The organism is Arthrobacter sp. STN4 (genome assembly GCF_024539665.1).
In the GTDB taxonomy this organism is placed as follows: domain Bacteria; phylum Actinomycetota; class Actinomycetes; order Actinomycetales; family Micrococcaceae; genus Specibacter.
Window position 1 is genome coordinate 1 of record NZ_JAKZGX010000035.1, and the last position, 23,539, is coordinate 23,539.

Annotated in this window: 21 protein-coding genes and 1 pseudogene; 15 read left to right on the top strand and 7 right to left on the bottom strand. The window is 62.9% G+C overall.

Features of this window, described 5'->3' with window-relative positions; all coding sequences use genetic code 11:
* Positions 1-240: 240 nt before the first annotated feature.
* On the bottom strand, positions 241-753 hold the full coding sequence (locus tag MMF96_RS17640) for a CoA pyrophosphatase (protein ID WP_256884283.1): 513 nt from the start codon (positions 751-753) through the stop codon (positions 241-243).
* Positions 754-872: 119 nt separating this feature from the next.
* Positions 873-1,514 (bottom strand): TetR/AcrR family transcriptional regulator, encoded by a 642-nt coding sequence (locus MMF96_RS17645; RefSeq protein WP_176617829.1) that lies wholly within the window; start codon positions 1,512-1,514, stop codon positions 873-875.
* Positions 1,515-1,823: 309 nt separating this feature from the next.
* On the opposite strand from MMF96_RS17645, the gene MMF96_RS17650 reads away from it, so the two are divergent.
* From MMF96_RS17650 to MMF96_RS17695, 10 genes are read left to right on the top strand one after another with little or no spacing between them, the layout of a single operon-like run.
* Positions 1,824-3,326, top strand: a complete 1,503-nt coding sequence (locus MMF96_RS17650) for an ABC transporter substrate-binding protein (protein WP_256884284.1) — start codon at positions 1,824-1,826, stop codon at positions 3,324-3,326.
* Positions 3,327-3,343: 17 nt separating this feature from the next.
* Positions 3,344-4,294: an ABC transporter permease gene (locus tag MMF96_RS17655; RefSeq protein WP_256884285.1), complete on the top strand. Its 951-nt coding sequence runs from the start codon at positions 3,344-3,346 to the stop codon at positions 4,292-4,294.
* The gene (locus MMF96_RS17660) at positions 4,291-5,190 is read left to right on the top strand and encodes an ABC transporter permease (protein WP_176617832.1); all 900 of its coding nucleotides are present in this window, start codon (positions 4,291-4,293) and stop codon (positions 5,188-5,190) included. The genes MMF96_RS17655 and MMF96_RS17660 overlap by 4 nt, the downstream gene beginning before the upstream one ends.
* On the top strand, positions 5,187-7,019 hold the full coding sequence (locus MMF96_RS17665) for an ABC transporter ATP-binding protein (protein WP_176617833.1): 1,833 nt from the start codon (positions 5,187-5,189) through the stop codon (positions 7,017-7,019). Before MMF96_RS17660 ends, MMF96_RS17665 begins: the two co-directional genes overlap by 4 nt.
* Positions 7,016-7,834 (top strand): SDR family oxidoreductase, encoded by an 819-nt coding sequence (locus MMF96_RS17670; RefSeq protein ID WP_256884286.1) that lies wholly within the window; start codon positions 7,016-7,018, stop codon positions 7,832-7,834. Before MMF96_RS17665 ends, MMF96_RS17670 begins: the two co-directional genes overlap by 4 nt.
* Positions 7,831-9,954 carry an acetate--CoA ligase family protein gene (locus tag MMF96_RS17675; RefSeq protein ID WP_218063252.1) on the top strand — a complete coding sequence of 708 codons (2,124 nt, stop codon included), beginning with the start codon at positions 7,831-7,833 and terminating at the stop codon, positions 9,952-9,954. Before MMF96_RS17670 ends, MMF96_RS17675 begins: the two co-directional genes overlap by 4 nt.
* A 39-nt stretch (positions 9,955-9,993) precedes the next feature.
* Entirely contained in the window at positions 9,994-11,166 is a 1,173-nt protein-coding gene (locus tag MMF96_RS17680; RefSeq protein WP_176617834.1) for an acyl-CoA dehydrogenase family protein, read from the top strand.
* On the top strand, positions 11,163-11,900 hold the full coding sequence (locus tag MMF96_RS17685) for an enoyl-CoA hydratase/isomerase family protein (protein WP_218063253.1): 738 nt from the start codon (positions 11,163-11,165) through the stop codon (positions 11,898-11,900). The genes MMF96_RS17680 and MMF96_RS17685 overlap by 4 nt, the downstream gene beginning before the upstream one ends.
* Positions 11,901-12,761: a 3-hydroxybutyryl-CoA dehydrogenase gene (locus MMF96_RS17690; RefSeq protein ID WP_176617835.1), complete on the top strand. Its 861-nt coding sequence runs from the start codon at positions 11,901-11,903 to the stop codon at positions 12,759-12,761.
* Between the two features lie 21 nt (positions 12,762-12,782).
* Entirely contained in the window at positions 12,783-13,748 is a 966-nt protein-coding gene (locus MMF96_RS17695) for an alpha/beta fold hydrolase (protein ID WP_256884287.1), read from the top strand.
* A 586-nt stretch (positions 13,749-14,334) separates the two neighbouring features.
* Here the strand turns inward: MMF96_RS17695 and MMF96_RS19965 are convergent.
* Positions 14,335-14,814 (bottom strand): hypothetical protein, encoded by a 480-nt coding sequence (locus MMF96_RS19965; RefSeq protein ID WP_375141465.1) that lies wholly within the window; start codon positions 14,812-14,814, stop codon positions 14,335-14,337.
* A 692-nt stretch (positions 14,815-15,506) separates the two neighbouring features.
* On the opposite strand from MMF96_RS19965, the gene MMF96_RS17700 reads away from it, so the two are divergent.
* Positions 15,507-15,842, top strand: a complete 336-nt coding sequence (locus MMF96_RS17700; protein ID WP_256884288.1) for a hypothetical protein — start codon at positions 15,507-15,509, stop codon at positions 15,840-15,842.
* 166 nt (positions 15,843-16,008) lie between these two features.
* Here the strand turns inward: MMF96_RS17700 and MMF96_RS17705 are convergent, their stop codons facing one another.
* On the bottom strand, positions 16,009-16,461 hold the full coding sequence (locus tag MMF96_RS17705; protein ID WP_176617837.1) for a RidA family protein: 453 nt from the start codon (positions 16,459-16,461) through the stop codon (positions 16,009-16,011).
* Between the two features lie 44 nt (positions 16,462-16,505).
* Here MMF96_RS17705 and MMF96_RS17710 point away from each other — a divergent pair, with 44 nt between their 5' ends.
* Entirely contained in the window at positions 16,506-17,273 is a 768-nt protein-coding gene (locus MMF96_RS17710) for an Asp/Glu/hydantoin racemase (RefSeq protein ID WP_256884289.1), read from the top strand.
* Between the two features lie 68 nt (positions 17,274-17,341).
* Here the strand turns inward: MMF96_RS17710 and MMF96_RS17715 are convergent, their stop codons facing one another.
* The gene (locus MMF96_RS17715) at positions 17,342-18,082 is read right to left on the bottom strand and encodes a maleate cis-trans isomerase (RefSeq protein WP_256884290.1); all 741 of its coding nucleotides are present in this window, start codon (positions 18,080-18,082) and stop codon (positions 17,342-17,344) included.
* Positions 18,083-18,202: 120 nt separating this feature from the next.
* On the opposite strand from MMF96_RS17715, the gene MMF96_RS17720 reads away from it, so the two are divergent.
* The 3 genes from MMF96_RS17720 (at position 18,203) to MMF96_RS17730 (ending at position 20,970) form a co-directional block, all read left to right on the top strand.
* Positions 18,203-18,706, top strand: coding sequence for a DUF3830 family protein (locus tag MMF96_RS17720; protein ID WP_176617840.1), 504 nt, complete (start codon positions 18,203-18,205; stop codon positions 18,704-18,706).
* Positions 18,707-18,768: 62 nt separating this feature from the next.
* Positions 18,769-19,422 (top strand): GntR family transcriptional regulator, encoded by a 654-nt coding sequence (locus MMF96_RS17725; protein ID WP_176617841.1) that lies wholly within the window; start codon positions 18,769-18,771, stop codon positions 19,420-19,422.
* A gap of 174 nt (positions 19,423-19,596) precedes the next feature.
* Positions 19,597-20,970, top strand: coding sequence for an MFS transporter (locus MMF96_RS17730; protein ID WP_256884291.1), 1,374 nt, complete (start codon positions 19,597-19,599; stop codon positions 20,968-20,970).
* A 475-nt stretch (positions 20,971-21,445) separates the two neighbouring features.
* Here MMF96_RS17730 and MMF96_RS17735 read toward each other — a convergent pair.
* Together MMF96_RS17735 and MMF96_RS17740 are read right to left on the bottom strand one after the other, a co-directional pair.
* Positions 21,446-21,692: pseudogene (locus MMF96_RS17735) on the bottom strand (ATP-binding protein); the annotation flags it as partial.
* Positions 21,693-22,726: 1,034 nt separating this feature from the next.
* Positions 22,727-22,900 (bottom strand): hypothetical protein, encoded by a 174-nt coding sequence (locus MMF96_RS17740; protein WP_176618485.1) that lies wholly within the window; start codon positions 22,898-22,900, stop codon positions 22,727-22,729.
* Positions 22,901-23,539 lie beyond the last annotated feature (639 nt).

Genomic DNA, 23,539 nt, shown 5'->3' on the forward strand with positions numbered 1-23,539 from the left:
CACGCTCACAACAGGTCGGAACAACCACCGAGAAGGAGGAAACCACACCCGAACTCGGCGCACTCAGCGCCTAAGAAAACCAAGGATCACGCGGCAACCGCGTTACACCACCCATTTGGACTTGACCCAGGAACGGCGAGGAAACTCCTAACAACCTGTCGCACAACACCATACGGTTCAAAGTGCAACCCTGGCTGGTGGCATGCGCACCGCATTTTGCGACGCCTCTTTGCCCGGTCACTAATTTGCCGTGAATTCGGGCTCGAGCGTAGCGTTGACGCGGAGCGCTTGGCCTTTCAGCCCGATAGCGGCGAACTGCCACAATATGGCGCCTGTAGGGGCATGGACCACCATGTCGTGGCGCAGCGGCATTTGCAGCAACGGGCCGGACGCGGATTGTTTCCATCGGGGTGCGCCGGGGGCCATCAGCCTTGCCACGGGGATCGGGTGAAGGGATGCCACTTCGGCAGGGGTTCGACGCGGACTTTGCGGTCCGTCCAGGACGACTACGACAGGGGTGATGACTATGCCGCGGGAGGCGGCGAAATCGTCCAAAAGCCCCAGCACATTGCCGGGTGGGGCTTGCAGTCCTGTCTCCTCCCGAAGTTCGCGAAGCGCCGTTTCCACCAAGGTTTCTCCGGGATCTGCCTTCCCTCCGGGTAATGCCCACTGTCCGGGGTTTGATCCGCGGGAGGCGCGCTTGATCATCAGGAAGTGCGCCTGCCCTGCCTTTTCGTAGAGGGTGATCGCCACGGCAGCGCGTTGGATGCCTTGAAAATTCGGTGCGGGCTTCCTGGGCCAGGCTGCCAGCCGTGCGGCGATGCTGCCTCGTAGTTGTTCCAACGATGCCGGGCGAGAGGGCGGAGATTCGGTCATGCTGCTCCTGAGGCTGCCAGACTCTTGGCGCCAGGCTGCAGGCCGAGGTGGGCGTCAATAATGTTGATGAGCATCTGTCGCATTGAGTCGACGGTCATGTTCGGGGCTCCGGTCAGGATTTTAATGGCAGCGCCGTCCGTGGCGGATGTGAGGAGCCGCGCAAACAATGTGGGATCAGTGTCCCGGAAGATGCCCTGCCGTTGGCCGCGCCGCACCGTGCGCTCCACCGCGTCCAGCCATCGGTCGTAGAAGTCATTGTGTATCGATCTGAGCTCAGGGTTCAGGCATGTCTCGGTCCAAAACTGCAGCCAGATCGACCACTCGTTGCGAACCTGGACACCTGCCGGCAACTGCATCTCAATCAAGGCCAGCAGCCGCTTGCGTGCGTTGTCAATCTGCCGGATCGCTTCGCCCTGGCGGATGAATGCCTGATCGACGCAGAACCTTAGGGCTTCGCGCAGGACGTCGTCCTTGCCCGGGAAGTAGTAGTGGATGGTCCCGGTGCTGGTGCCGCAGATCGCGGCAATGTCCTGCACCCTGACGTGGTGATAGCCGCGTTCGGCAATCAGGGGCCAGGCCGCTTCGAGGATCGCATTGCGGCGGTCCGGTTTTCCCCGTGCCTCAGTCGCTTCATTCATGGCTGATCCTTCCCCGCATCGGATGCTCGTTGTGATGACTTTAGCTTAATCTCAAGACTGACGCGTCAGTCAATAATTTTTTCGACTTGGGTCCTTCATTTTTAAGAGAAGTTGACTCGTAGTTCGCCATATTTCAGCGAACCCTTGACATCTGTGATGGCAGCCACAATGCTATCTAAATGATCGACGCGTCAGTCAGGCGTGACGATATCCAGTTTTCCTTCACTGTTGCAGGAGTCAAATGCTATGAACGCTCCCCGGCGCCCCAAGACTTTACGCACCCTTACAGCCACGCTATTGGCGGCCGCGATGATAGGCCTTGCCGGCTGTTCGTCCGCCCCCGGAACTTCCACCGCCGCCGTCAATTCCACGCCGAAGGACGGCGGGACCCTGCGGGTGGGAATCGTGGGGGGATCAGCCAAGGACAGTCTCGACGCCCACTCGCCCGTGACCCACCCGGACGAGGCCCGCGTCATTCAACTTTACGAAACGCTTGCCACCTATGACGTCAACCACAAAGTGGAGATGGCGCTGGCGGACAAGATCACGCCCTCTGCCGACGCCAAGATCTGGACGGTCCACCTGCGCGACGGATTGAAATTTAGCAACGGCAAGCCGATCACGGCCAACGACGTCATCTTTACGTTCAAGCGCATCACAGACCCGAAGGCTCCCATGGCCGGGGCCAATGCCTTTTCCGCACTGAACCGGGACGGCTTGAAGGCGGTGGATGCCCAGACGATCATTTTCCCTTTTAAAACTCCCTTCGCCACGTTCCCGGACACGGTGGCCCAGTACAGCACCGGCATCGTGCCGGTGGGCTATGACCCCAAGAACCCCGTCGGTTCCGGCCCCTTTATGATGAAGGACTTCACCGCGGGCCAGCAGAGCACGTTTGTGAAGAATCCGTACTACTGGCGCAAGGGCGAACCCAATTTGGCTGCCGTGACCATCATCGATTTCCCCGACGACACTGCGCGCGTCAATGCCCTGCTGGGCGGCCAGGTGGACGCCATCGACCAGCTGCCGCTGGGCCAGATCAATATCGTCAAGGCCAACCCGGCGCTTAAGGTGCTTGAATCAGCCACCGGCTCATGGGTGCCGTTCACCATGCGTGTTGACCAGCCACCGTTCAACGACCCCAAGGTCCGCCAGGCGTTCCGGCTGATAGTGGACCGCAAGCAGATGGTGGAACAGGTCCTCGGAGGCCATGGCACCATCGGCAACGACCTGTATGCACCCTTTGATGCGTGCTATGCCAAGGGCATCCCACAGCGCAGCCAAAACATCGCCAAGGCAAGGCAATTGCTCGCGGAGGCAGGCAAGACCAACCTGAGCGTGGACTTGGTGACCTCCTCCGCAGCCGCCGGAATGGTGGAAGCGGCCCAGGTCTTTGCCCAGCAGGCCAAGGCCGCCGGCGTCACCGTCAACGTCAAGAAGGTGGACCCTGGCGAATTTTACGGCGACAAGTACCTGCAGTGGAACTTCTCCCAAGACTTCTGGTTCACTCGGGACTTCCTGCCCCAGACGGCCGCCTCAGGCTTCAGCAACTCCCCGTACAACGAGACACACTGGGACAACAAGGCCTGGTCCGATCTGGTCAACAAGGCCAATGCCACCGTGGACATGACGGCGCGCTGCGCGCTCATCCAGCAGGCCCAACAGATCGAGTTCAACGACGGCGGCTACATCATCTGGGGTTTCCCCAACAGCGTTGACGCATATTCCGCCGCGGTGCAGGGTTTCAGCCCGGATAAGAGCGGCATTCCGCTCACGTCATTCGGTTTCCGGAGCGTTTGGATGAACAAATGACCCGCAGAGGCGGTGGCATGAGCCGGATGCTTTTCAGGCGCTCACTGTTTGGCCTCTTTACCCTGTGGATTGTCTCGATCGTGGTCTTCCTGGCCACGCAGGCCCTTCCCGGCGATGCGGCCCAGGCCATCCTGGGCCGCGAGGCCACCCCGGAGCGGCTGGCCGCACTCCGTGCGCAACTCCACCTGGGCGGTTCACTGCCGGAACAATACTTCAGCTGGCTTGGCCATGTGGTCACCTTCAACATGGGATCCTCGCTCGCCAGCGGTAACCCGGTTGTGGAGACCATTGGACCGATGGTCCTCAACTCCACGGTCCTGATGTTCGCCTCCGCCGTGATCGCCATCCCGCTGGCCGTCGTCATCGGCACCTGGAGCGCGTTGAAGAAGGACACCGGGGTGGACCATGTGACGGGCGTCGTCACCTTGGTGCTGGCCTCCCTGCCCGAGTTTGTCGTCGGCGTGCTGCTGGTCCTGCTGCTCTCCACCGGCCTGCTGCACCTGTTTCCGGCCGTCTTTGTGCAGATTCCAGGCGAGCATGTCTGGACCCACCCGGACCAGCTGGTCCTGCCGGTCCTGACCCTGGTCCTGGCAGTGTCCCCCTACATCATCCGCATAATGCGCGCCACCATGCTGGAGGTGCTGGACAGCCAATATGTCCAGCAGGCCCGGCTGAAGGGCCTGCCCGAGCGGGAGGTGATCTGGCGGCATGCCATTCCCAACGCCATCGGTCCGGTGGCCCAAGTCATAGCCTTGCAGCTGGCGTGGCTGATTGGTGGCGTTGTGATTGTGGAGTACCTGTTCCGCTTCCCCGGAATCGGCTTTGAACTTATCGACTCCGTGACGAACCGCGACCTGCCAGTCATCCAGGCTCTGGTCATCATCATCGCCCTGTTCTACGTCATCGTGAACCTGTTGGCGGACGTTGTCACCCTGGCGGTAAACCCGAAAGTAAGGACCGCACAATGACAGTCATTGCACGCAAGCCCGCCGGACCCGGCGCGGGCATCACCGTCAAGGCACCGCGCAAGAAGGGCCTGCTGCGCCGGGCCCTCAGGTCCAAGCGGACCATCGTTGGGCTGGTCCTGAGCCTGCTCATCTTCGCGATAGCCTTCCTGGGTCCGTACATCGCTCCACATTCACCAACCGAGTTCGTCGGGGCGCCCTTTTCACCGGCAGGCGTCGGCGGCGCCTTTGGCACCGACAACCTGGGCCGCGATGTCCTTTCCCGGTTCCTGGCCGGCGGCCAAACCCTCATGATCCTTTCGGTGCTGGCCACCGGGATCGGGGTGGGGTTGGGCGCCCTGGTGGGTGTGTTTGCCGCGTACAGCCGCGGCTGGGTGGACGAGGCCCTCATGCGCACCGGCGACGTCGCACTCGCGTTCCCCCAGATTGTGCTTGCCCTGCTGTTCCTGTCCATCATCGGTCCCAAGCTGTGGCTGCTGGTGCTCATGGTGGCATTGGGGCACCTGCCCCGCGTGGCCCGCGTAGTCCGCGGCGCGGCAATGTCCGTCGTCGAACGCGACTTCGTCAAGGCCGCCGAGTCCGTCGGTATCCCGCGCTGGAAAATCATGGTCGGGGAAATCGTCCCCAACTTGAGCAGTACCCTGGCCGTCGAATTTGGCCTGCGCCTGACGTACTCGATTGGCTTGGTAGCCGGACTGAGCTTCCTGGGCCTGGGCATGCAGCCGCCGAGCCCTGACTGGGGCCTGATGATCAACGAAAACCGTGTTGCCCTGACCGTCTCGCCATGGTCGGTGGTACTGCCAGTAGCCGCCATAGCGCTGCTGACGGTCGGCACCAACCTGGTCACCGACGGACTGTCCAAGGCAGCCATTGGCAGCAACGAAGGAGTCGAAGCATGAGCAACTCCGCACCCACCCTGGTGGTGGATGACCTGCGCATCGTCGGGGTCCCGTCAATGGCGAGCATCATTGACGAGCTGACCCTGGAGGTGAACCCCGGAGAGATCCTCGGCGTTGTGGGCGAATCCGGCTCCGGCAAAACCACACTTGGGCTGTCCCTGCTGAACTACTGCAAGGAAGGCACCAAGGTCGAAGGGGGCACCGTCAGCATCCGGGATAATAACCTTGCCGCCCTGAACTGGCGCCAGGTCAGATCGCTTCGCGGCCGCACGGTCGCCTACATCCCCCAGTCGCCGGCTTCGGCACTGAATCCGGCGCTGCGTATAAGCACCCAGCTACGCGAGTGCATCTCCGGCGATTCCTCCACGGTCCTCTCCCGTGTGCGGGAGGTCCTGCGCGAAGTGGCATTGCCGGACGACGACGACTTCCTGGCCCGCTACCCTCACCAGCTTTCCGGGGGGCAGCAGCAGCGCGTGGCCATCGCCATGGCGTTTATGGCCCGGCCCGCGCTGATTGTCATGGACGAGCCCACCACAGGCCTGGATGTCAGCACGCAGGAGCATGTCCTGCTCACAGTGCGCGAGATGTGCAAGACCTATGACTGTGCCGCCGTGTACATCAGCCATGACATGGCCGTCGTCGCTGAACTGGCCGACCGGATCGCCGTCATGTACTCCGGCCGGATCGTGGAGATCGGCAGGACAGCCGATGTCCTGGACCACCCCGCCCACCCCTACACCAGCAGGCTGCTGCTGGCCGTCCCCGACCTTGAAGCCATCCGCCCGATGGTCGGCATCCCCGGGAACGCGCCGTCGCCCATGGGCCGCCCGCAGGGCTGTGCCTTCGCACCCAGATGCCCCTTGGCGGACAGTGGCTGCAGCGTGGAAGCGCCGAAAGCCGTGACCATGGGGGAGCGGCACAGCGTGCGCTGCTTCAAGGCCGGCCGGGCGCTGCCCCCGACACCGGCGCGGCCGCAGCGGGAGCGCTCCGTGCGCGCCCCGGAGGACCGGCCCGTGATCGACATCAGCGGGCTCAAGGCCGGCTATGGCAAGTTCACCGTCCTGGAGGACATCAGCCTCTCCGTCTACCCCGGCGACTGCGTGGCGCTGCTCGGGGAGTCCGGCTCCGGCAAAACGACGCTGAGCAGGTGCATCGCGGGCCTGCACCACAACTTCACCGGCGGGCTCACCCTTGACGGCGAGCCGCTGGCCACCAGCAGTTTCAAGCGGAGCCCCGAACAGCGCCGCCGCGTCCAATACATTTTCCAGAACCCGTACGAGTCGTTGAATCCGCGCCGCACAGTGGAGGAACTCATCCTCCAGCCCGTCCAAGCCGTGCGCGGGCGCGTGCGGAACGCACGGGACCTCGTGGCGACCGCCCTGGAACGCGCCTCGCTGCGCCCCGACCACGCCCGTAGATACCCGGACCAGCTCAGCGGTGGCGAGCGTCAGCGCGTGGCCATCGCCCGGGCGCTTGCCACTGAACCTGAAGTACTGATCTGCGACGAGATCACCTCGGCGCTGGACGTGTCGGTCCAATCATCCCTCGTGGACCTGCTGCGCGGACTGCAGGCCGAAATGGGCCTGACACTGCTGTTCATCACCCACAACATCGCCCTGGTGCGCAACATGGCCCAGCAGGTGGCGGTGCTGGAACGCGGCAGGATCGTAGAGTTCGGTGACGTTGCGGATATCTTCAAGGACCCGCAGCACGCTTACACGCGCTCGCTGATGTCGGCAACGCCGAACTTCCAGCTGCCACGGCAGGCCTACAGCGACCCCGCCGCCGGCGCTTCGCTGCTCGGTGCACCAGACCCGGTGCAACTGTGAGCGCGGACCTGCAACAGTCCATGCCGAGCCTGCACCCGGAGGCCCTTGCCGGAAAGACCGCACTCATCACCGGCGGCGGCACCGGGATCGGGCGGGCAACGGCCGTGGCAATGGCGCGGTCCGGGACCAAGGTGGTGCTCGCCGGCCGGCGGGTGGAACTCCTGGAAGGGACGGCCGAGCTGGTCAGGGCGGCAGGTTCCGAGGCAGCCGTCGTGCCAGGCGACATTCGCGAACCTGGGCAGGTGACGGAACTGGTGGACAAGGCCCTGGAGGCCTACGGGCGCATTGACGTGCTGGTCAACAATGCAGGCGGCCAGTTCCAGGCGCGCGCGGAGGACATCAGCCTCAACGGCTGGCGCGCCGTGCACCGGCTCTCCGTCGAAGCCGTCTGGAACCTCACACACGAGGTGGCCGTGCGCAGCATGATCCCCAACCGCTCCGGCCTTCTGGTCTTCATGGCCTTTTCCCCACACCGTGGCATCCCCGGCATGGTCCACGCCACGGCGGCGCGCGCCGCCATCGAAAACCTGGCCTCGGGGCTGGCCCTGGAATGGAGCCGCTACGGCATCCGATCCGTCGCCGTGGCCCCAGGGAGCATCGTCAGCGAAGGTCTGGAGCAGTACACGGACCAGGCCCGGCGCGAATGGGAACAAGGCGTCCCGCTGGGCCGCCTGGGCCGCCCGGAGGACGTCTCCGAGGTCATCGCGTTCCTGGCCACCGACGCGGCCCGCTACATCACCGGAACCACCATTGACATTGACGGCGGAGCCAACGCTTGGGGTTCCGGCCGTCCCGTCCCCACGAAGGAGCCATGATGACAAGCATCATCGAGCACGACCACCCGGCCCACCGCGGCGCAGCCGGCCCGGACTTCGGCAGCCGCGGTCCAGACAGCCTTGAGGCACTGTTCGCACCCAATGCGGTGGCGATCGTGGGCGCCAGCGACGACACGCGCAAATACGGCAACTGGATCGCCGTGCAGGCGCTCAAGGGCGACCGCCCGGTCCACCTGGTCAACCGGACCCGGGACACCGTGTTGGGACTGCCCACCGTGCCCAGCGTGGTAGCCGTCGGCAGCCCTGTGGATCTGGCCGTCATCGCCGTCCCGGCCGCCGGGTTTGAGGAAGCCGTCGACGACGCCTTGGCCGCCGGTGCCAAGGCCATTGTGGGCATCAGTGCCGGTCTCGGCGAAGCCGGCGAAGAAGGACTTGCGCTGGAGCGGCGCATCACGGCAAAAGTCCACGCCGCCGGCGGGCGCATGCTGGGCCCGAACTGCCTGGGCGTGCTTGACCACACCAGCGGACTGACGCTGGCCTCCAACGAGTTCCCGGTGGGCAACATCGGCGTCATCTCCCAGAGCGGGAACCTGGCGCTGGAACTGTGCACCCTCCTCGTGGACCACGGACTCGGCGTCTCGCGCTTCGCCAGCCTCGGCAACCAGGCGGACCTGGACGCGGCCGACCTGATCGAGGCCTATGCCAGGCACGAGGGCACCGCCGCCATCGCCGTCTATTGCGAGGACTTCAGGGACGGGCGCCGGTTCGCCCGCGCTGCAGCCAAGGCTGCCGCCGCCGGCAAGCCCGTGGTGCTGCTCACGGTGGGCGCCACCGAGGCCTCCGTGCGCAACGCCAAGTCCCATACGGGCGCCATGGTGTCCTCCGGGATCGTGGTCCAGGCCGCCTGCCGTGCCGCCGGAATCGAACAGGTCACCTCCCCGGCCCAAATGGCGCACCTGCTCCAAGCCCTCGTTCGCAGCAAGGTCCCCGCCGGCTCCCGGACCGCAGTGTTTGCCGACGGCGGCGGCCAAGCCTCCGTCGCCAGCGACAGTGCCGCCGCGCAGGGCCTCGACGTCATCGAATTTCCCACGCAGCTGCAGGCGGCCGTGGCCGCGGAGCTGCCGCCCACCGCCGCTGTCAGCAACCCGGTGGACGTGGCCGGCGGCGGCGAGCAGGACATCATGTGCTTCGCCCGGGTTCTTGACCACCTCACCGCCTCCACCGCCGTCGACGCCACACTGATGAGCGGCTACTTCGGTGGTTACGGTGCCTACGGACCCGAACTGGCGGCGAAGGAAATCGCCGCTGCACGCGAGATGGCTGCGTCCACGGCAGCACGGGGTGGCACCGTGGTGGTGCAGACCATGAACTGGGAATCCGCTGCGGCGACGGTGCTGCGCGAAGGAGGGGTGCCGGTCTATCGCGGCATCGAGGAGGCCGCATGGGCGCTGGGCCGCCTGGCCAGGCGCCACTCCGAGCCGGCCACCGGGGTCCCTGATCTCCCCGATCCGGCCGTCGCGGTCGTCGACACCGGCTATTATCCTTCCCGCAGGCTGCTCGCGGAAGCCGGCATCCCGTTCGTCCCGGCAGCCGAAGTCACCACCAAGGACGAGCTGCTGTCCGCGGCGCGCGGCCTGGCCTACCCCCTTGTGCTGAAGGCGCTCGGGGATGAGCATAAAAGTGACCGCGGCGGCGTCGTACTCGGCATTCCCGACGCGGCTGCCCTGGCCGATGCATGGGACGACGTGCAGGCACGCCTGTCGCCGCCGTCGTGCTCGCTGGAGGAGATGGCGGAGCTTTCCGGCGCCGTCGAACTGCTGGTCGGTGTCCGTCGCGACCCCCGGTTCGGCCCCATCATCCTGGTCGGCCTGGGCGGCGTGTTCGCCGAGGTCCTGAACGACGTGCGCTGTGCGCTGGGCCCGGTGACCTGCGAGCAGGCACGCGGGCTGTTGCTCTCGCTACGAGGCGCAGCGTTGCTGACAGGGGCCCGCGGCCGGGCGCCGGTGGACCTGGACGCGGCGGCCGACGTCGTCGCGAAGTTGTCAGAGCTGGCGGCGGCGCACCCGGAGATCAGCGAAATTGAATGTAACCCCGTTGCCGCACTGCCAGACCGGGCGATCGCCCTGGACGCGCGGATCGTCCTCAACCAGCACATTTGAATTATTTTTACCCACCCTTAACGAAGAAAGCAGACCATCATGGACTTCCAGATGACCCCGCGGCAGATCGACCTCAAGCAGCGCGCCATTGCTTGGACCGAGGAAATGAAGCAGTACGAGCTCGACTGCGAAATGAATAACGGGCTCACCTCCGAACAACACGACAAGGTCCGCCAGCTCGTCAAGAACTACGGCCTGGCTGCCATCAACATGCCCGCCGAATGGGGCGGCGCCGGACTCAACGTGCTGGAGCACGCGATCGTCTCGGAAGAGGTCGGCAAGCTCACCGGTGCCTTGTGGGACACCCTATGGCGCCCGGCCAATGCCCTGAAGGCCTGCACGCCGGCCCAGCGCGAGGAGTACCTGATCCCGGAAATCAACGGTGAACGCCGCGACGCCGTTGCCATTACTGAGCCCGAGGCCGGTTCCGACCCCCAAAACATCCAAACGACGGCGGTCAAGGACGGCGACTCCTACTTGATCAACGGCAAGAAGCTTTTCGTCACGGTCGGCGACGCTGCCGACTTCATCCTGGTGCTCGCCAGTGTGGACGGCGCACCCACCATGTTCATCGTCGACAAGGACCTGCCCGGCATTTCCGTCGAGCGCACCCCGCGCTACACGCACACCTTTGTTTATGAACACCCCGAATTCCTGTTTGAGGACGTCCGTGTCGGGGCCGACAAGATCCTCGGAGCAATCGGCCAGGGGTACGAGCTCACCCGCGACTGGTTCGTGGAGGAGCGTCTCATGATTGCCGCCAGGACCATCGGGGCCGCGGAGCGGGCAACCCTGCTTGCCGCGGACTACGCCAAGGAGCGCGTGCAGTTCGGCAAGCCGATCCTGGACTTTCAGCTCATCCAGCGTATGTTGGCGCAAAACACCGTGGACATCATGACCAACCGCGTCCTGACCTACCAGGTGGCGTGGGAGGCGGACCAGGGCATGGACCGCAAGCTGCTCAATGCCAAGGCCGCCGTCATTAAACTCGGCGCCTCCGAAGCGTCCAACCGCTGCGTCGACAACGCCCTCCAGATCTTTGGCGGCAAGGGCTACATGCGCGAAAACCCCGTGGAGCGCCTCTGGCGCGAGCTTCGTGTTGACCGGATCTGGGAAGGCACCTCGGAGATCCAGACCATCATCATCGGCAACGAAATCAACAAGCGCGGTGCAGACGGCCTGCTCGGGTACGCCGGGGCCGTGCCGCAGTGACATCCTCCGACACGGAGCCGCTGGTTGAGCTGCAGGAGCACGGCCGCATCGTGGTCCTGCAGCTCAACCGCCCGGCCAAGATGAACGCGCTCTCCACGGGGCTTGAACAGGCCCTGCTGGACACACTCCACACGCCTCCGGTCCGGGCAGCGCGCGCCATCGTGTTCGCCGGCTCCGAACGGGCGTTCTCCGCCGGCGCAGACACCTCCGAACTGCCCGCGATGACCCCCGACCGGATCGCGGCCTATTATCGCGGCAGCGGTTCCGTGTACGACGTCGTCTCCCGCCTGCCGCAGCCGACCCTCGCCGCCATCTCGGGCTACTGCCTCGGGGCCGGGTTTGAGCTCGCACTCGCCTGTGATGTGCGGGTCGCAGCAGACACGGCCCGGTTCGGGCTGCCCGAGGTGGGGTTGGGCATCCTGCCCAGCTCCGGGGGACTGACCAGACTGGTCCGCGCCGTTGGTCCGGCCCTGGCCAGGGAGATCATCCTGTTCGGCGAGCGGTTTCCGGCCACCGAGGCTTACCGGCTCGGTCTGGTGCGCGAGGTTGTGCCGGCAGCCGACGTGCTGGCCGTCGCCTTGGAAAGGGCCGCTTTCCTGTCCTCCCAGCCTCCATTGGCGGTGGCCTGGACGAAGGCGGCCATTGACGCTGCGGCAGAATCGTCGACTGCCTCGTCGCTGCTCATGGAACAACTGGCCTACGCGGCATTGAACAAGTCGACGGTGGAGGCATAAATGGGCGCTATCCAAAGGGTTGGGGTCCTCGGCTGCGGCCTGATGGGTGCCGGCATCGCGGAGGTCTGCGCACGTGCCGGCAGCGACGTCGTCGTGGTCGAAACCGACGAACGAAGTGCTGCCGCCGGGCAGGCACGTCTCATGAAATCCCTGGACCGTGCCGTGGTTGCCGGAAAGCTCGGTCCGGCAGAGCGCGACGCCGCCGCGGCCAGATTGCGGTTCGGGACGGGCTTCGACGCGTTTGCCGACCGCCAGCTGGTGATCGAGGCGATTCCGGAACTTCCCGAACTCAAGCTGGACGCCTTTCGCCGCCTCGATGCGGCGGTGGCCGATCTTGAGGCCATCCTGGCCTCAAACACTTCGTCGATACCCATCAGCAGGATCGCGGCCGTGACGACGCGGCCCGGGCAAGTGGTCGGCATGCATTTCTTCAACCCCGTCCCCATGCTGAACCTGGTTGAGCTGGTGCCGTCCCTTCGCACAACATCGGAAACCATGGCCCGCACCCGCGACTATGCTTCCTTCGTGCTGGGGAAAAAGGTCATCGCGGCACCGGACCGGGCGGGCTTCGTGGTCAACGCCCTCTTGATTCCGTACATGCTCAGCGCCATCCGGATGCTTGAAGCGGGCTTCGCCACGGCCGAGGACATCGACACCGGAATGGAACATGGCTGTGCGCACCCCATTGGGCCGCTTCGGCTGACCGACCTGGTGGGCTTGGACACCACCTTGCACGTTGCGACATCGCTCTACGAAGAATTCAAGGAGGCGCAGCTGGCGCCGCCGGCCCTGCTGATGCGCATGGTCGAAAGCGGGCGGCTGGGGCGAAAGAGCGGTTGCGGCTTCTACGACTACAGCTGACTTCAAACAGGGAGACCAACCATGGAATCGACTGACTGCACGACCTTGTCACAAACAAGCTTTGATGCCCTGGGCCCGGAGGTGCGAACGCTGCAAACAGCTTCCGGCCGCACCGTCAACTACATCGACGAGGGAGAGCCGGAATGGCAACCACTGGTATTCCTGGGCGGTGCCGGAACCACGGTGCGGGCCTTCAGACTGCTTGAATTCGCCCGCACACTGCGTGAGGAACTCGGGGTGCGGATCATCTCGGTGGAACGTAACGGACTGGGTGGGACGGCCTTTGACCCTGCCGTCGGCCATGAGGAATACGCAGACGACGTGTGGAGTGTCCTGGACTCCTTGGCTGTGGAAAACGTCTCCGTCGTGGCGATCTCCGGCGGTGGCCCCTACGCTGCCTGGCTGGCCGCGGCGCGCCCTGACCGGGTCCGCTCCCTGCACTTGGCCTGCGCCTATTCAGACAAGCTGGCCGGGGCCCAGGTGACGTTCAATGTGGGGCAGATCGCGGCGAACCCTGTCACGTGGTGGACGTTTCCGCCCGAGAGCTCCGTCCACCGGATTCCCGGGTTTGCAGACTCCGTGATCGAGGAGGCGGTGCGGGGCATGTTTGCGCGCGGTCGGGACACACCGCCCGACGGGCTGCAGCACGCCTTCGACCTGTACCAGGAAGTGGTCCTGCCCGACCTCTCGACCATGCCGACGCCGTCGTTCCTCTACTGGGGCGCGGACGACGCGCTCGTTCCGCAAGCACACATGGACCGGTGGCGCTCGTGGTTGCCAAACGTGGCGTGCGAACGTGTTTATGAAGGCGAGGGGCACGATGTTCAGTACCGGCACTGGGACCAAATACTCGTGGACGTGTCGTTTTTGGGCGCACGCGAAATTGTCTCCGCACATGGGGAAACCCTGTTGGCCACACCGCAGCGTGCTGCGGAATTGCGGGCAGCCGGTGCCATGGCAGGCATGGCCGCCTGGTCCACCGACTGACGGCATGAACAGTACGCTGCCAAGGAGCGATGGCGCCGGGAAGGCAGGGGGCCATGGCTATTCTCCGCGGTAAAGTAAAGTGCAGGATACGGGGCAGGATGTAATTGCTGCCGTGGGGAGAGGGTCTTCAATCACGTGCGGGGCTACGCCATTGGCTCGCTGCAGTGGCCTCCGCGGTGGTGGAAACTCATCCCGCGTTTACCTTGCGGAGACGCCGGGTCTGAGGGCTTTGTGTTTGTCGCCAAGGCTGGCGCTCACCACACGGAAACCACGCGCTTTGGCGTAAAACTTGAGCCGGCGCCGTCGATCCCTTTTTACATGCTTTAACCTACTTTCCGTGGGCAAAGCGGGTAATGAGGCGTCTGTGGGGATGGAGATGACCAGCCATATGTACTTCTCGATTTGCTGCACTTTAGGCTGGGGCAGGCTACTCCCCAAATTGCTCGAGGGCATCGGTGACGTCGGGCGGCTCTGCTGCTTTGGCGATGTAGTGCTTTTCGGTAATGGCCAAGTTGGGCGGCGGCTTGCTTGGAGCTGTACTCGTGGTCAATCAGTGTTGCGACGGATTTTCTGAAGACGTGCGGCGTTACCCATTCAAAGCCTGAACCTGCGCGGGCGTCCCGCCACTGCCTGCGAAAGTTGTGGGGCTGCGTACGGTTCCACTCGAGGAAGGGAACAACATGTCCTCCGGTTTAGGATGCTCGGTGGCTTGCCTCCTGGCAAGTCTTTTGAACGCGAATGGTGGCAGCTTGACCGTCCTGAAGCAGGCCTTGGTTTTGGGGTGCCCCTGACGGTAGGTGCCGCGCCCCTTCTCCAAAACTACGGCCCGGCTGACATGGGCCGAGTCGGTGAAAATCTGGTGCCGCGCCCACCGGGGTTCGTGCAGTGCCCAGCACCGTGGCCCCGAGTGACCGTATCCAGGTACGAGGTGACCTGCACCAGCCGCCCGATCGCGGACGGATCCACGCGAGTAGTCGTTCGAATACACCCGCACGTAGTAATCCCTCGACAGGCGCACCTCCTTGCGGAACTCGGCGTCCGGGGCGATCGGGCCTAGCGGGCGCATCGTTGCCCGGTCCCCAACGACCTAATTTTCCGGGGTGCCGTGGCGGGACCGGGTGTATGTTAGCGGGCGGTGGCCGTGGCAGCCATGCGTAGAGCTGGCCGTTGAGGCCATGCGGGTCTCTGAAGTCCTCCCCGGGCATGAACCCGCGCCGGAAGAACCCGTTCATCCGCTCCACCATTCCCTTGGATTCAGGATCCCTCGGTGGCAGGAGCTTGATCTCGGTGCCCAGCACCCCAGCGAATGCGCTGGCGGGTTCGGTGAGCTTCCCTCGCCCGATCCCGGTCTCGTTGTCCCAGAGCAGGCGGGCCGGGACGGCATCGGCTTCCTGGACCAGTTCCCACATGCCCCCGGGCAGGTTGGCAGTCATGTATGTTGTCGCCTTGCATGCGGGTGAGCCGGTCGGGCACGCGGGGTTTGAGCTTGTGCCAGAGCTTTGAGCTTTGTGGCTACTGGGCGCTGTCCTGTGGTCGATATGTGTCGAGCGCATACCCGTCGTTAGCGCGTAGCGACGTTTACCAACCAAAAAAGGGCCGCCAGATAGCGGCAAACTTCACATTGGCGGACAAATAATTGTTCTTGGTCAGCCAGACCTGCATGGCCAACAATCTCAACAAGGGTCTCACCTTAGGTCTGTTCCCGCAGCTTTTGCCGCTGGCGAGCTCACGATCGAAAAAATCAGGAAACTTCCCGCAGTGTCCTCAATCGTCTGGGGAGCCGTGCAGCTCGTCACCGGCGCTACGTCCGACAAATGGGTCCGTAAACGGAAGGTCGTCAACTGCTCGCTGTCCGGACGGCAGTCTAGGGAAGCGCCGCATCAGCGTACGGGTTCGGGTCGTGGTTCGACACCGCCAAAGGCGACGTGGCCCGCGATGCCGGCGGGCGCGATCCTTGGGGTTTATCGGGTGTCGCCCGACGGCGGATTCGCCGTCGGCGCGCTCCTCACCGGGGTCCCCGCAGCTGTTGCAGCGCTCACCGCAGGATCCGGCATCGTTGTAGCCATCAGCATGCGCGGCAACTATTACGCATAGGACATCAAGTGATCACAGAACAACGCAATTAGCGATCAAATCCTAACCTTCGTAGCGGCGCAGGATCTCTTTCTCACGTGTATGGATGTCGAGACTCGGCGTTTAACGGCCGATGGCCTTCGTGCATGGTTCGGGTTTAGACTTCCGGCAGGACGCCTGCTAATCGCTATTCACTTCGAACGGTTGCAACCAGAGAAATTTCAACTGGTGCACCGCCGGGCAGGCTGGAGACACCGATGGCGGCGCGTACGGGATGGCCCCGCTCGCCAAAATAGGAAGCCAGGACCTCCGACGCACCGTCCATAACCAGCGGGTGGTCCGCGAAGTCGCTTCCGGCGCAAACATAACCTGTCATTGACACAATCTCACGGATCCGGTCCAATCCTCCGACGTGAGCACTAAGGGACGCAAGGCAGTTCAGGACTGCGGTGGCCGCCGCCGAGCGTCCCTCCTCCACAGTCAGGTCTTCGCCCACCCGGCCGCGATGTACGAGGACTCCCTGCACGGCCGACGTGTGCCCGGAGGTGAGGAGCAGTCCATGTGTCTCCTGGACTGGTACATAATTGCCGGCCGGGACCGGGATCGGCGGAAGGGGCCATTGCTCATTCTTGTTGTCCATGGAACCCTATTGTAGACAATTGAACAAATATGAGAAAGTAGCATATGACATCTGAATCAAACCTCGCTGCCAACACGCTCGCCGACCCGCCAGGGCCACAGGTATGGCAAGACATCGGCGTCGTCTGCCCCTTTGACATGGCTCTTGATCACGAACTCTGGCGATGGATGCCGGAGGGAGTGAACCTCATCTTCACGCGAACACCTTACTATGACCAGGCTGTGGGTCTGGGCATGGCTGAGGAGATCAGTGATCATGGAGAAATCCAGGATGCGGTCCGGAGCATGGCGTCGATTCGTCCGGCTGTGGTGACATATGCCTGCACCTCGGGCAGCTTTGTCCATGGGGTGGCGGGCGCGCGGAATCTTTCGACGGCCATGCTCGCGGCTGGGGCACCAATCGCCGTGACGACTTCGGAGGGTCTGCTGCTGGCACTCGACGCCCTCGGCGTGACCAGGGTGGCCGTGGCCACTCCGTACCTTGCCGAGTTGACTGACCGGCTGACCTCGTTTCTGGGGCAGGGCGGGAAGTCCGTGGTTTCGCATGAGGGCCTGGGACTGGACCGGGATATCTGGAAGGTCCCCTACTCTGTGACCTGTGACCTGATCCGACAGGCGGACCGGACCGACGCGGAGGCCGTCTTTGTCAGCTGTACTAACCTGCCCACCTACGACCTGATCGTCCACATGGAACGGGAGCTGGGAAAGCCTGTGATTACGGCGAACCAGGTCACTGCCTGGAGCGCCTTACGCCTTATTGGCCGCGGTGCTGTGGGGTCGGAACAGGCTCTGCTCCAAACCGTTAGGAGTTAGCAATCGTAACCTCCTGGCCGATGAGCGCATGCGGCCTCGGCCAGGAGGTTATCTGACGGGCGCCAAGGCTAGGCTTTGGGTGAGGACCGGAAAAGTGAGCCCAACTGATCCGAATATACAGTTCGGCCGGCGAGCTGGAGACCATACCATGCGGTGACCTGATTCGCGGTCAGGACAGTCTTCCCGAGTACTGATTCGAGCTCATTGATCCAGCGGACCGTGTGTAGCGCTGTGTCAGGAATCAGGACAGCCTGGGCATTCGGGGCGTCCGCGCTGCGTGCCAGGTTGATCACGCTGTCGTGGTCCAGCTCGCCGGCATCTTCACCGGAGGCGATGTCATGGGATGCGAGGTCGAGGACCTCAACGCCTTGGTGGCCTAGCAGTTCCACAAAGTGGCGGGACACGTCGTCGGGGTAGGTCGCTGAGACGGATACCTTCGAGATCCCGAGGTGCTGCAAGGCGGCTGCGAAGGCCAGTGACGTGGATGACGCCGGGACGTGGATGGCTTCCTGGATTTCACGAGCCTGCTGTTGAGCGCCGTCCCAGCCGAACACGAAGCTGCCTGAGGTGCAGGCCCACATGACGGCGTCGGGATTGTGCTTAACGGCAATTTCAGTGGCTCCGCTGAGGAGACGCTCTGTTTTGCCGAGGTCCAGCAGCGCCTGGACCTCGTGCGTGGTGATTTCATCGGGCCCGCCGACTGAGGTGTGGACGACTGGGAGGTAGACGTCCTCACTGAGGATCGACTCCAGGTAAGGGTATTCATCTTCGGCGCTGTGTCCGGGGTAAAGCATTCCAATGGTTGTCATAGTGCTCCTGGGACATGAGCCGCAATGTGGGCGGCACGGGTTTTCACTTCTGCAAAAATAGCTTACAGTTTGATTGTCTACAATCGAAGACTGTTGGAGAAACTTTTGTGAGAGGAAAAAATGCCCCGTTACATCAACATCACCCTTGAGAGCCGCGGAGTCACCTGCCGGGCACGTCTACTCGACGACGAGGCGCCCCGAACGGCTGCGGCAGTCTGGGACTCCCTCCCGCTGAGTGGCCAGGTTTTCCACGGCAAATACGCACGCAATGAGATTTACAACCTGGTCCCGGCCTTTGCTCCGCAGGAGCCAGGCGCCGAGAACACTACGGTCACTCCCATTCCGGGTGATGTCTGTTACTTCACCTTCAGCGCCAATGATCTGCAGACGCCCTCCCATGGTTACGGACGAGGCGAAGAGGGGCCGAACGATCTCAAAATTATCGTTGACCTTGCTGTGTTTTACGGGCGCAACAATATCCTGCTCAACGGTGACGCCGGCTGGGTGCCTGGCAATGTGTTCGCGACCATCGAAGAGGGCCTCGAAGAACTTGCAGCTGCGTGTCACGATATCTGGATGGGGGGCGCCCGAGGTGAGACTCTAACCTACTCCAGAGTAGAATGAGTAGTCTATTATTGAATTGTCAACCATGAGACGATACTCCATCTGGGGTGAGGACGGAAGGCATGAAAAAGGGAATTCTGGACCCTGTTGTGCAGGAGTCCACTCCGGCCATCATTGCGCGGAAGATCCGTGACGCGATCGCCCAGGGGGACTTTGTCCCCGGTGCGCAGCTTGCTGAGGCCGAGCTGGCCCAGGAGTTAGGTGTCAGTCGCGGCCCTTTGCGGGAAGCGATGCAGCGCCTTACGCAGGAGGGCCTATTGGTGAGCCACCGCAATCGTGGCCTCTTCGTGGTGTCGATGGATCAGGATGATTTCAGGGATATATATCTGGCCAGATCCGCTGTGGAATCGGCCGCCATCACGCTGATCACTCGAGCGGATCCGGAGGGGAATGCCGCCAAGCTGATGGAGGCCGTCCGAGAGATGGAGCATGCCGCAGCCACTCCTGGTGGCGCGGCCATCACGGAGGCGGACATGCGTTTTCATGCCCTCCTGGTCCAGTTGTCCGGCAGCCCGCGTCTCAAAAAGATGCACGACACGCTTCTGACTGAAACGCAGATGTGCCTCAACGCGCTCAAAAGCACCTACGTAACTGCTGACAATCGCATTGCCGAGCACCGGGGCATAGCCGAAGCGATCTCCCAGGGGGACGCGGATCTCGCCGAGAAACTCATGTCTGAGCATATGGACGACGCTCTGATGCGTCTGATTCCCTAGTCCCGGCTCCGCGTGGGACCGTCGGCCTTGGTGGCTGGCGGTCCTTTGTGTTTCTGTCGGCATGGGCTCCTTGTTCGAATGACTCGAGTGTTCGAATGCAACTTGCCTATTGTCAACAATGAGACACTGAGCTAATGTGAGGAACGATACATTGCTGCTCAATCAAGGATTGTCATGTCTGAAGCACAACCGCACGGCTGCGGCCCCGCGAACCCAGCTGAAACGTCACTAGTAGGTAAAAAAGTACTGCGCCGCGCCATCGCCGCTTCGGCGATGGGAAATGCCACGGAATGGTTCGACTACGGTGTCTACGCAGTGGCAGCCACCTACATCACGGCGAACTTCTTCCCCGGTGAAGGTGCCTTGGGAACAGTCTGGACGCTGGCCACCTTTGCTCTTTCTTTTCTGGTACGGCCGCTTGGGGGCCTGTTTTGGGGGCCTCTGGGCGACAGGGTCGGTCGTAAGAAGGTCCTAGCACTAACCATTATCCTGATGGCAGGTTCAACCTTTGCGATCGGGCTGCTGCCAACGCATTCTTTGGCCGGTTGGTTGGCCCCGGCGTTGCTCATCTTGATCCGCATGGTCCAGGGCTTCTCCACAGGCGGTGAATACGGCGGCGCTGCCACGTTTATGGCCGAATACGCTCCGGATAAGAAACGGGGCTTCTACGGAAGCTTCCTGGAATTCGGCACCTTGAGCGGGTTTGCCCTTGGCTCGCTCATTGTTTTGCTCTGCAGTCTCATCCTTGGTAACGAAGCCATGACAGTGTGGGGCTGGAGACTGCCGTTCCTCGTTGCCGGTCCGCTGGGTATCATTGGCATGTACCTGCGGAATCGGCTCGAAGACACTCCGGTTTTCCGCGAACTGGAGGCCAGCGGAGAAGTGGAGCAGCGAGCCGGCTCCACCCTCAAGGACCTCTTTCGCTACTACTGGCGGCCGATGTTGATAGTAGCTGGGCTGGTCATTCCGCTGAATGTTGTTAACTACACATTGCTTTCCTACATGCCAACCTATCTGGAGGGCACAGTGCGGATGGACGCGAACACGGTGCTGACGCTCATGTTCGTGGGGCAACTTGGGATGATGCTCATAATTCCATTGGCCGGCGCCCGTTCGGACAAGATCGGACGGAAGCCGATGTGGTTCATTTCGCTGATTGGCCTATTCTTCATGGCTGTTCCGATGTACATGGTAATGGCCAACGGCTTTTGGTGGGCGATGCTTGGATTCGCTGTTCTGGGTCTGCTGTACCTTCCACAGTTGGCCACCATCTCGGCAACTTTCCCTGCCATGTTCCCCACACACGTGCGCTATGCGGGCTTTGCCATTACATACAACGTCAGCACCGCTTTGTTTGGCGGAACAGCCCCAATGGTCAACCAACTGCTGGTCAGTTCCACCGGGAACGTACTCATGCCGGCGTTTTATATGATGGGTGCTTGCCTCGTGGGCCTATTTGCCGTGTGGAAGATGCCGGAGACGGCCGGATCCTCACTGCGGAACATGAAGATCCCAGGCATTAAGAAGCTCCACCTCCCGGTCCGCTGATAGTAGCCGGCGCCGGCCTTGGAGCTCCTCCGGCACAACCTGCAAAGGGGGACGGCGGGCTCTGAGAGGTCGGCGCCGGCCACCTGGCCCTGGAATGACTGCGCGATGGAAGCGAATTCCTGGAGCGGGCGGCACACGACCACGGCGCAGGCCCCCGGCGGGCAGCGGTGGATGTTGGTGCTTCCAAGTCCGAGCACGGATCACTCAAACTGAAGTTAGGTAGGTTGAGACAGGAAGATCCCCGGGGGTTGCGAGGATCTTCCTGCTTTTGGTACGCCCAGCAGGGGCATTTGCTTGGAGGTGTGAGTCCTCTGGAGGAAAGGGTGGTTTAACTTTTAGCTGATGGCAACTGCGTCACCGTGAGGTGGGGTAGGAAGGAAGCCGGAGGCAAATCCCTGCACCGAGGGACACGAACCGCATAGAAGGCATGCTGGCCGGGGCGAGCCTGTCAACGCCAACCGACCCTTCTATGGGTTTAGTTAAGGCATGATGGTATTGATTTGCGGTAGCTTTTGCCGGTGAGGTTGATGACTTCGGCGTGGTGGACGATCCGATCGATCATGGCTGAGGCTATCGTGGCGTCGGGCGAAGACGTCGCCCCAGCGGCTGAAGGCCAGGTTGCTGCTCAGGATCAGCGAGGCGCGTCCGTAGCGGGAGGACACGAGCTGGAAGAACAGGTTCGCGGAGCCCTGGTCGAACGGGATGTAGCCTACTTCATCAATCTATGCGGACATCCGCACAGATTGATGACATCGGCCTGTTGCCCGTCTCCGGTGACGCCGCCGAAGGCTTCTATCGGGTCGTGGAAGCCTCCTAAGAAAAAAGCTCCCTGGCGATCAGCTCAAACATCGACCCCTCCGGCTTCGACGAGCTCATGCCCAAAACCATCGCCACCGCGACCGTGGACCGGCCCATGCACCACGCCCACCTATGCCAAACCAGCAGCGAGTCCGTCCGCCTCATGCAAGCCCAAAACGGGAAAGGAACCCACCCCACGAACTAAACCCGCACCACGGCCAGGCGCCCGCCCACCCGGCACGCCTGGGCGCCTGACCCAAGGCGAGTTCAAAACAAACTGCAGCCAGCGGTCAGTTCTAAGTTGCAGTTGACAATCTGGCCTATCAATGGGGAATTGGCAGCAGAGCCTACTGGCGAACCGCCGCATCGCCAGGCCTGACACGGGCACTGCCCAACCAATATTGGGTGGATACTGGCCTCATTCTCCTTCGCGATGCACGGGATCGCTTTCAAACGACCTAGCGAACCGCCGTATGCGAGGCCGGCACGTACGGTGGTGTGAGAGGAGGGGCGGGAAACCCGCCCCTCCTACTCGATTCTTTCGTGTCTGGCTACTTTCTGCTGGTGGTTGCGTGGTTTCGGACCAGCACGCTGGCTTTGCGTGCCGCGGCGGTGGAGCGCTGCATGGGCATGAGGGCTTCTTCGGGAATGGGGCAGTACTCGTCGGTGAATGTCAGGGGTGCTAGGGGGCGTGCAGATGCCGGGTCAGGTAGCTGGCGAGCATGCGCAGGAACTCGTAGGAGCGGGTGCGTGTCTCGGTGTTGGGGTTGTTCGGGCGGATCTGCAGGTCCCTGGACTTGAGGGTATTGAAAATCTTCTCCGCATGGTATCCGGGTTACGTCCCTAGAAAAGTGTGATGCCTGTGATGGCCAAGGTGAAGTGTTGGCCCATGTTGTCTTTCCCCAAGGTTTCCCGAACCGCAGCGCGGTTTTGGCGGTGTCCTTGAACCGGCGCGGGTTCACTGCTTTTTCGTTTGGTTTTGGACGGCTCCCTCGGGAAAGGCCGGGTGGGTGATCTCGACCAGGTTCCACTCAGCGCACAAGCTCATTTGCAAGGGGCTGCGGTCTTCAGCGACGGCTTCGATGACAGTGTTCCGCAGAAGACCGACCCAGCCCAGGGTGGCTTTCTTCAATGCCGTGATTTGGGTGAGGGGTGCATGACCCGGTCACCCACCGTGACCATGTCAGCGCCCTTGGCCAGGACTTGAATCTTGGCGGCGAAGGGGGTGCCGGCGCGGGTGGCGAGTTTCCCCAGTCGATCTGTTCCGTGAAACGTTCTTGTCCTTGGAATATCCGTGCACCGCCAGGGGTTGTGAATGCCGGTCGCCCAGGAGGATGAAAGGTCCAATAGTGTCAGGTTCCGCGCGTTTACCTCGGGGAGCAGGTAGATGCGGGCCATCTCTTTTCAATGGTCCTCTGCCGGTCACAGGGCCCACGCCGTGGCCCGGACTGGTGTCGGCGTGCCAGGACCGGTTCCCCAGCTTCGAGGACGGGGCACAGGTCCAGGCTGCTGCGAGCAGGGCCATGATCGGGTCCCGGTACTGGCGGGCCAGTCCCGCAGGGATTCAAACCCGAGCCCCGGCCTTGGCGCGGCGGCCGTGGATGTGGCCGTGGTGCGGGGAACGGGTGGTTTGCAAGCCGGGGAAGCCCGCAATGTCTCCACCGACACAGCCGGGAGTGCGGACAGGTTCGCCATGGCTTCATGCTTGATTTACCTGTCTTCACGCTACGAGCGGCGCAGCAGCACCGATCGGTACTCAACTTCCACCTCG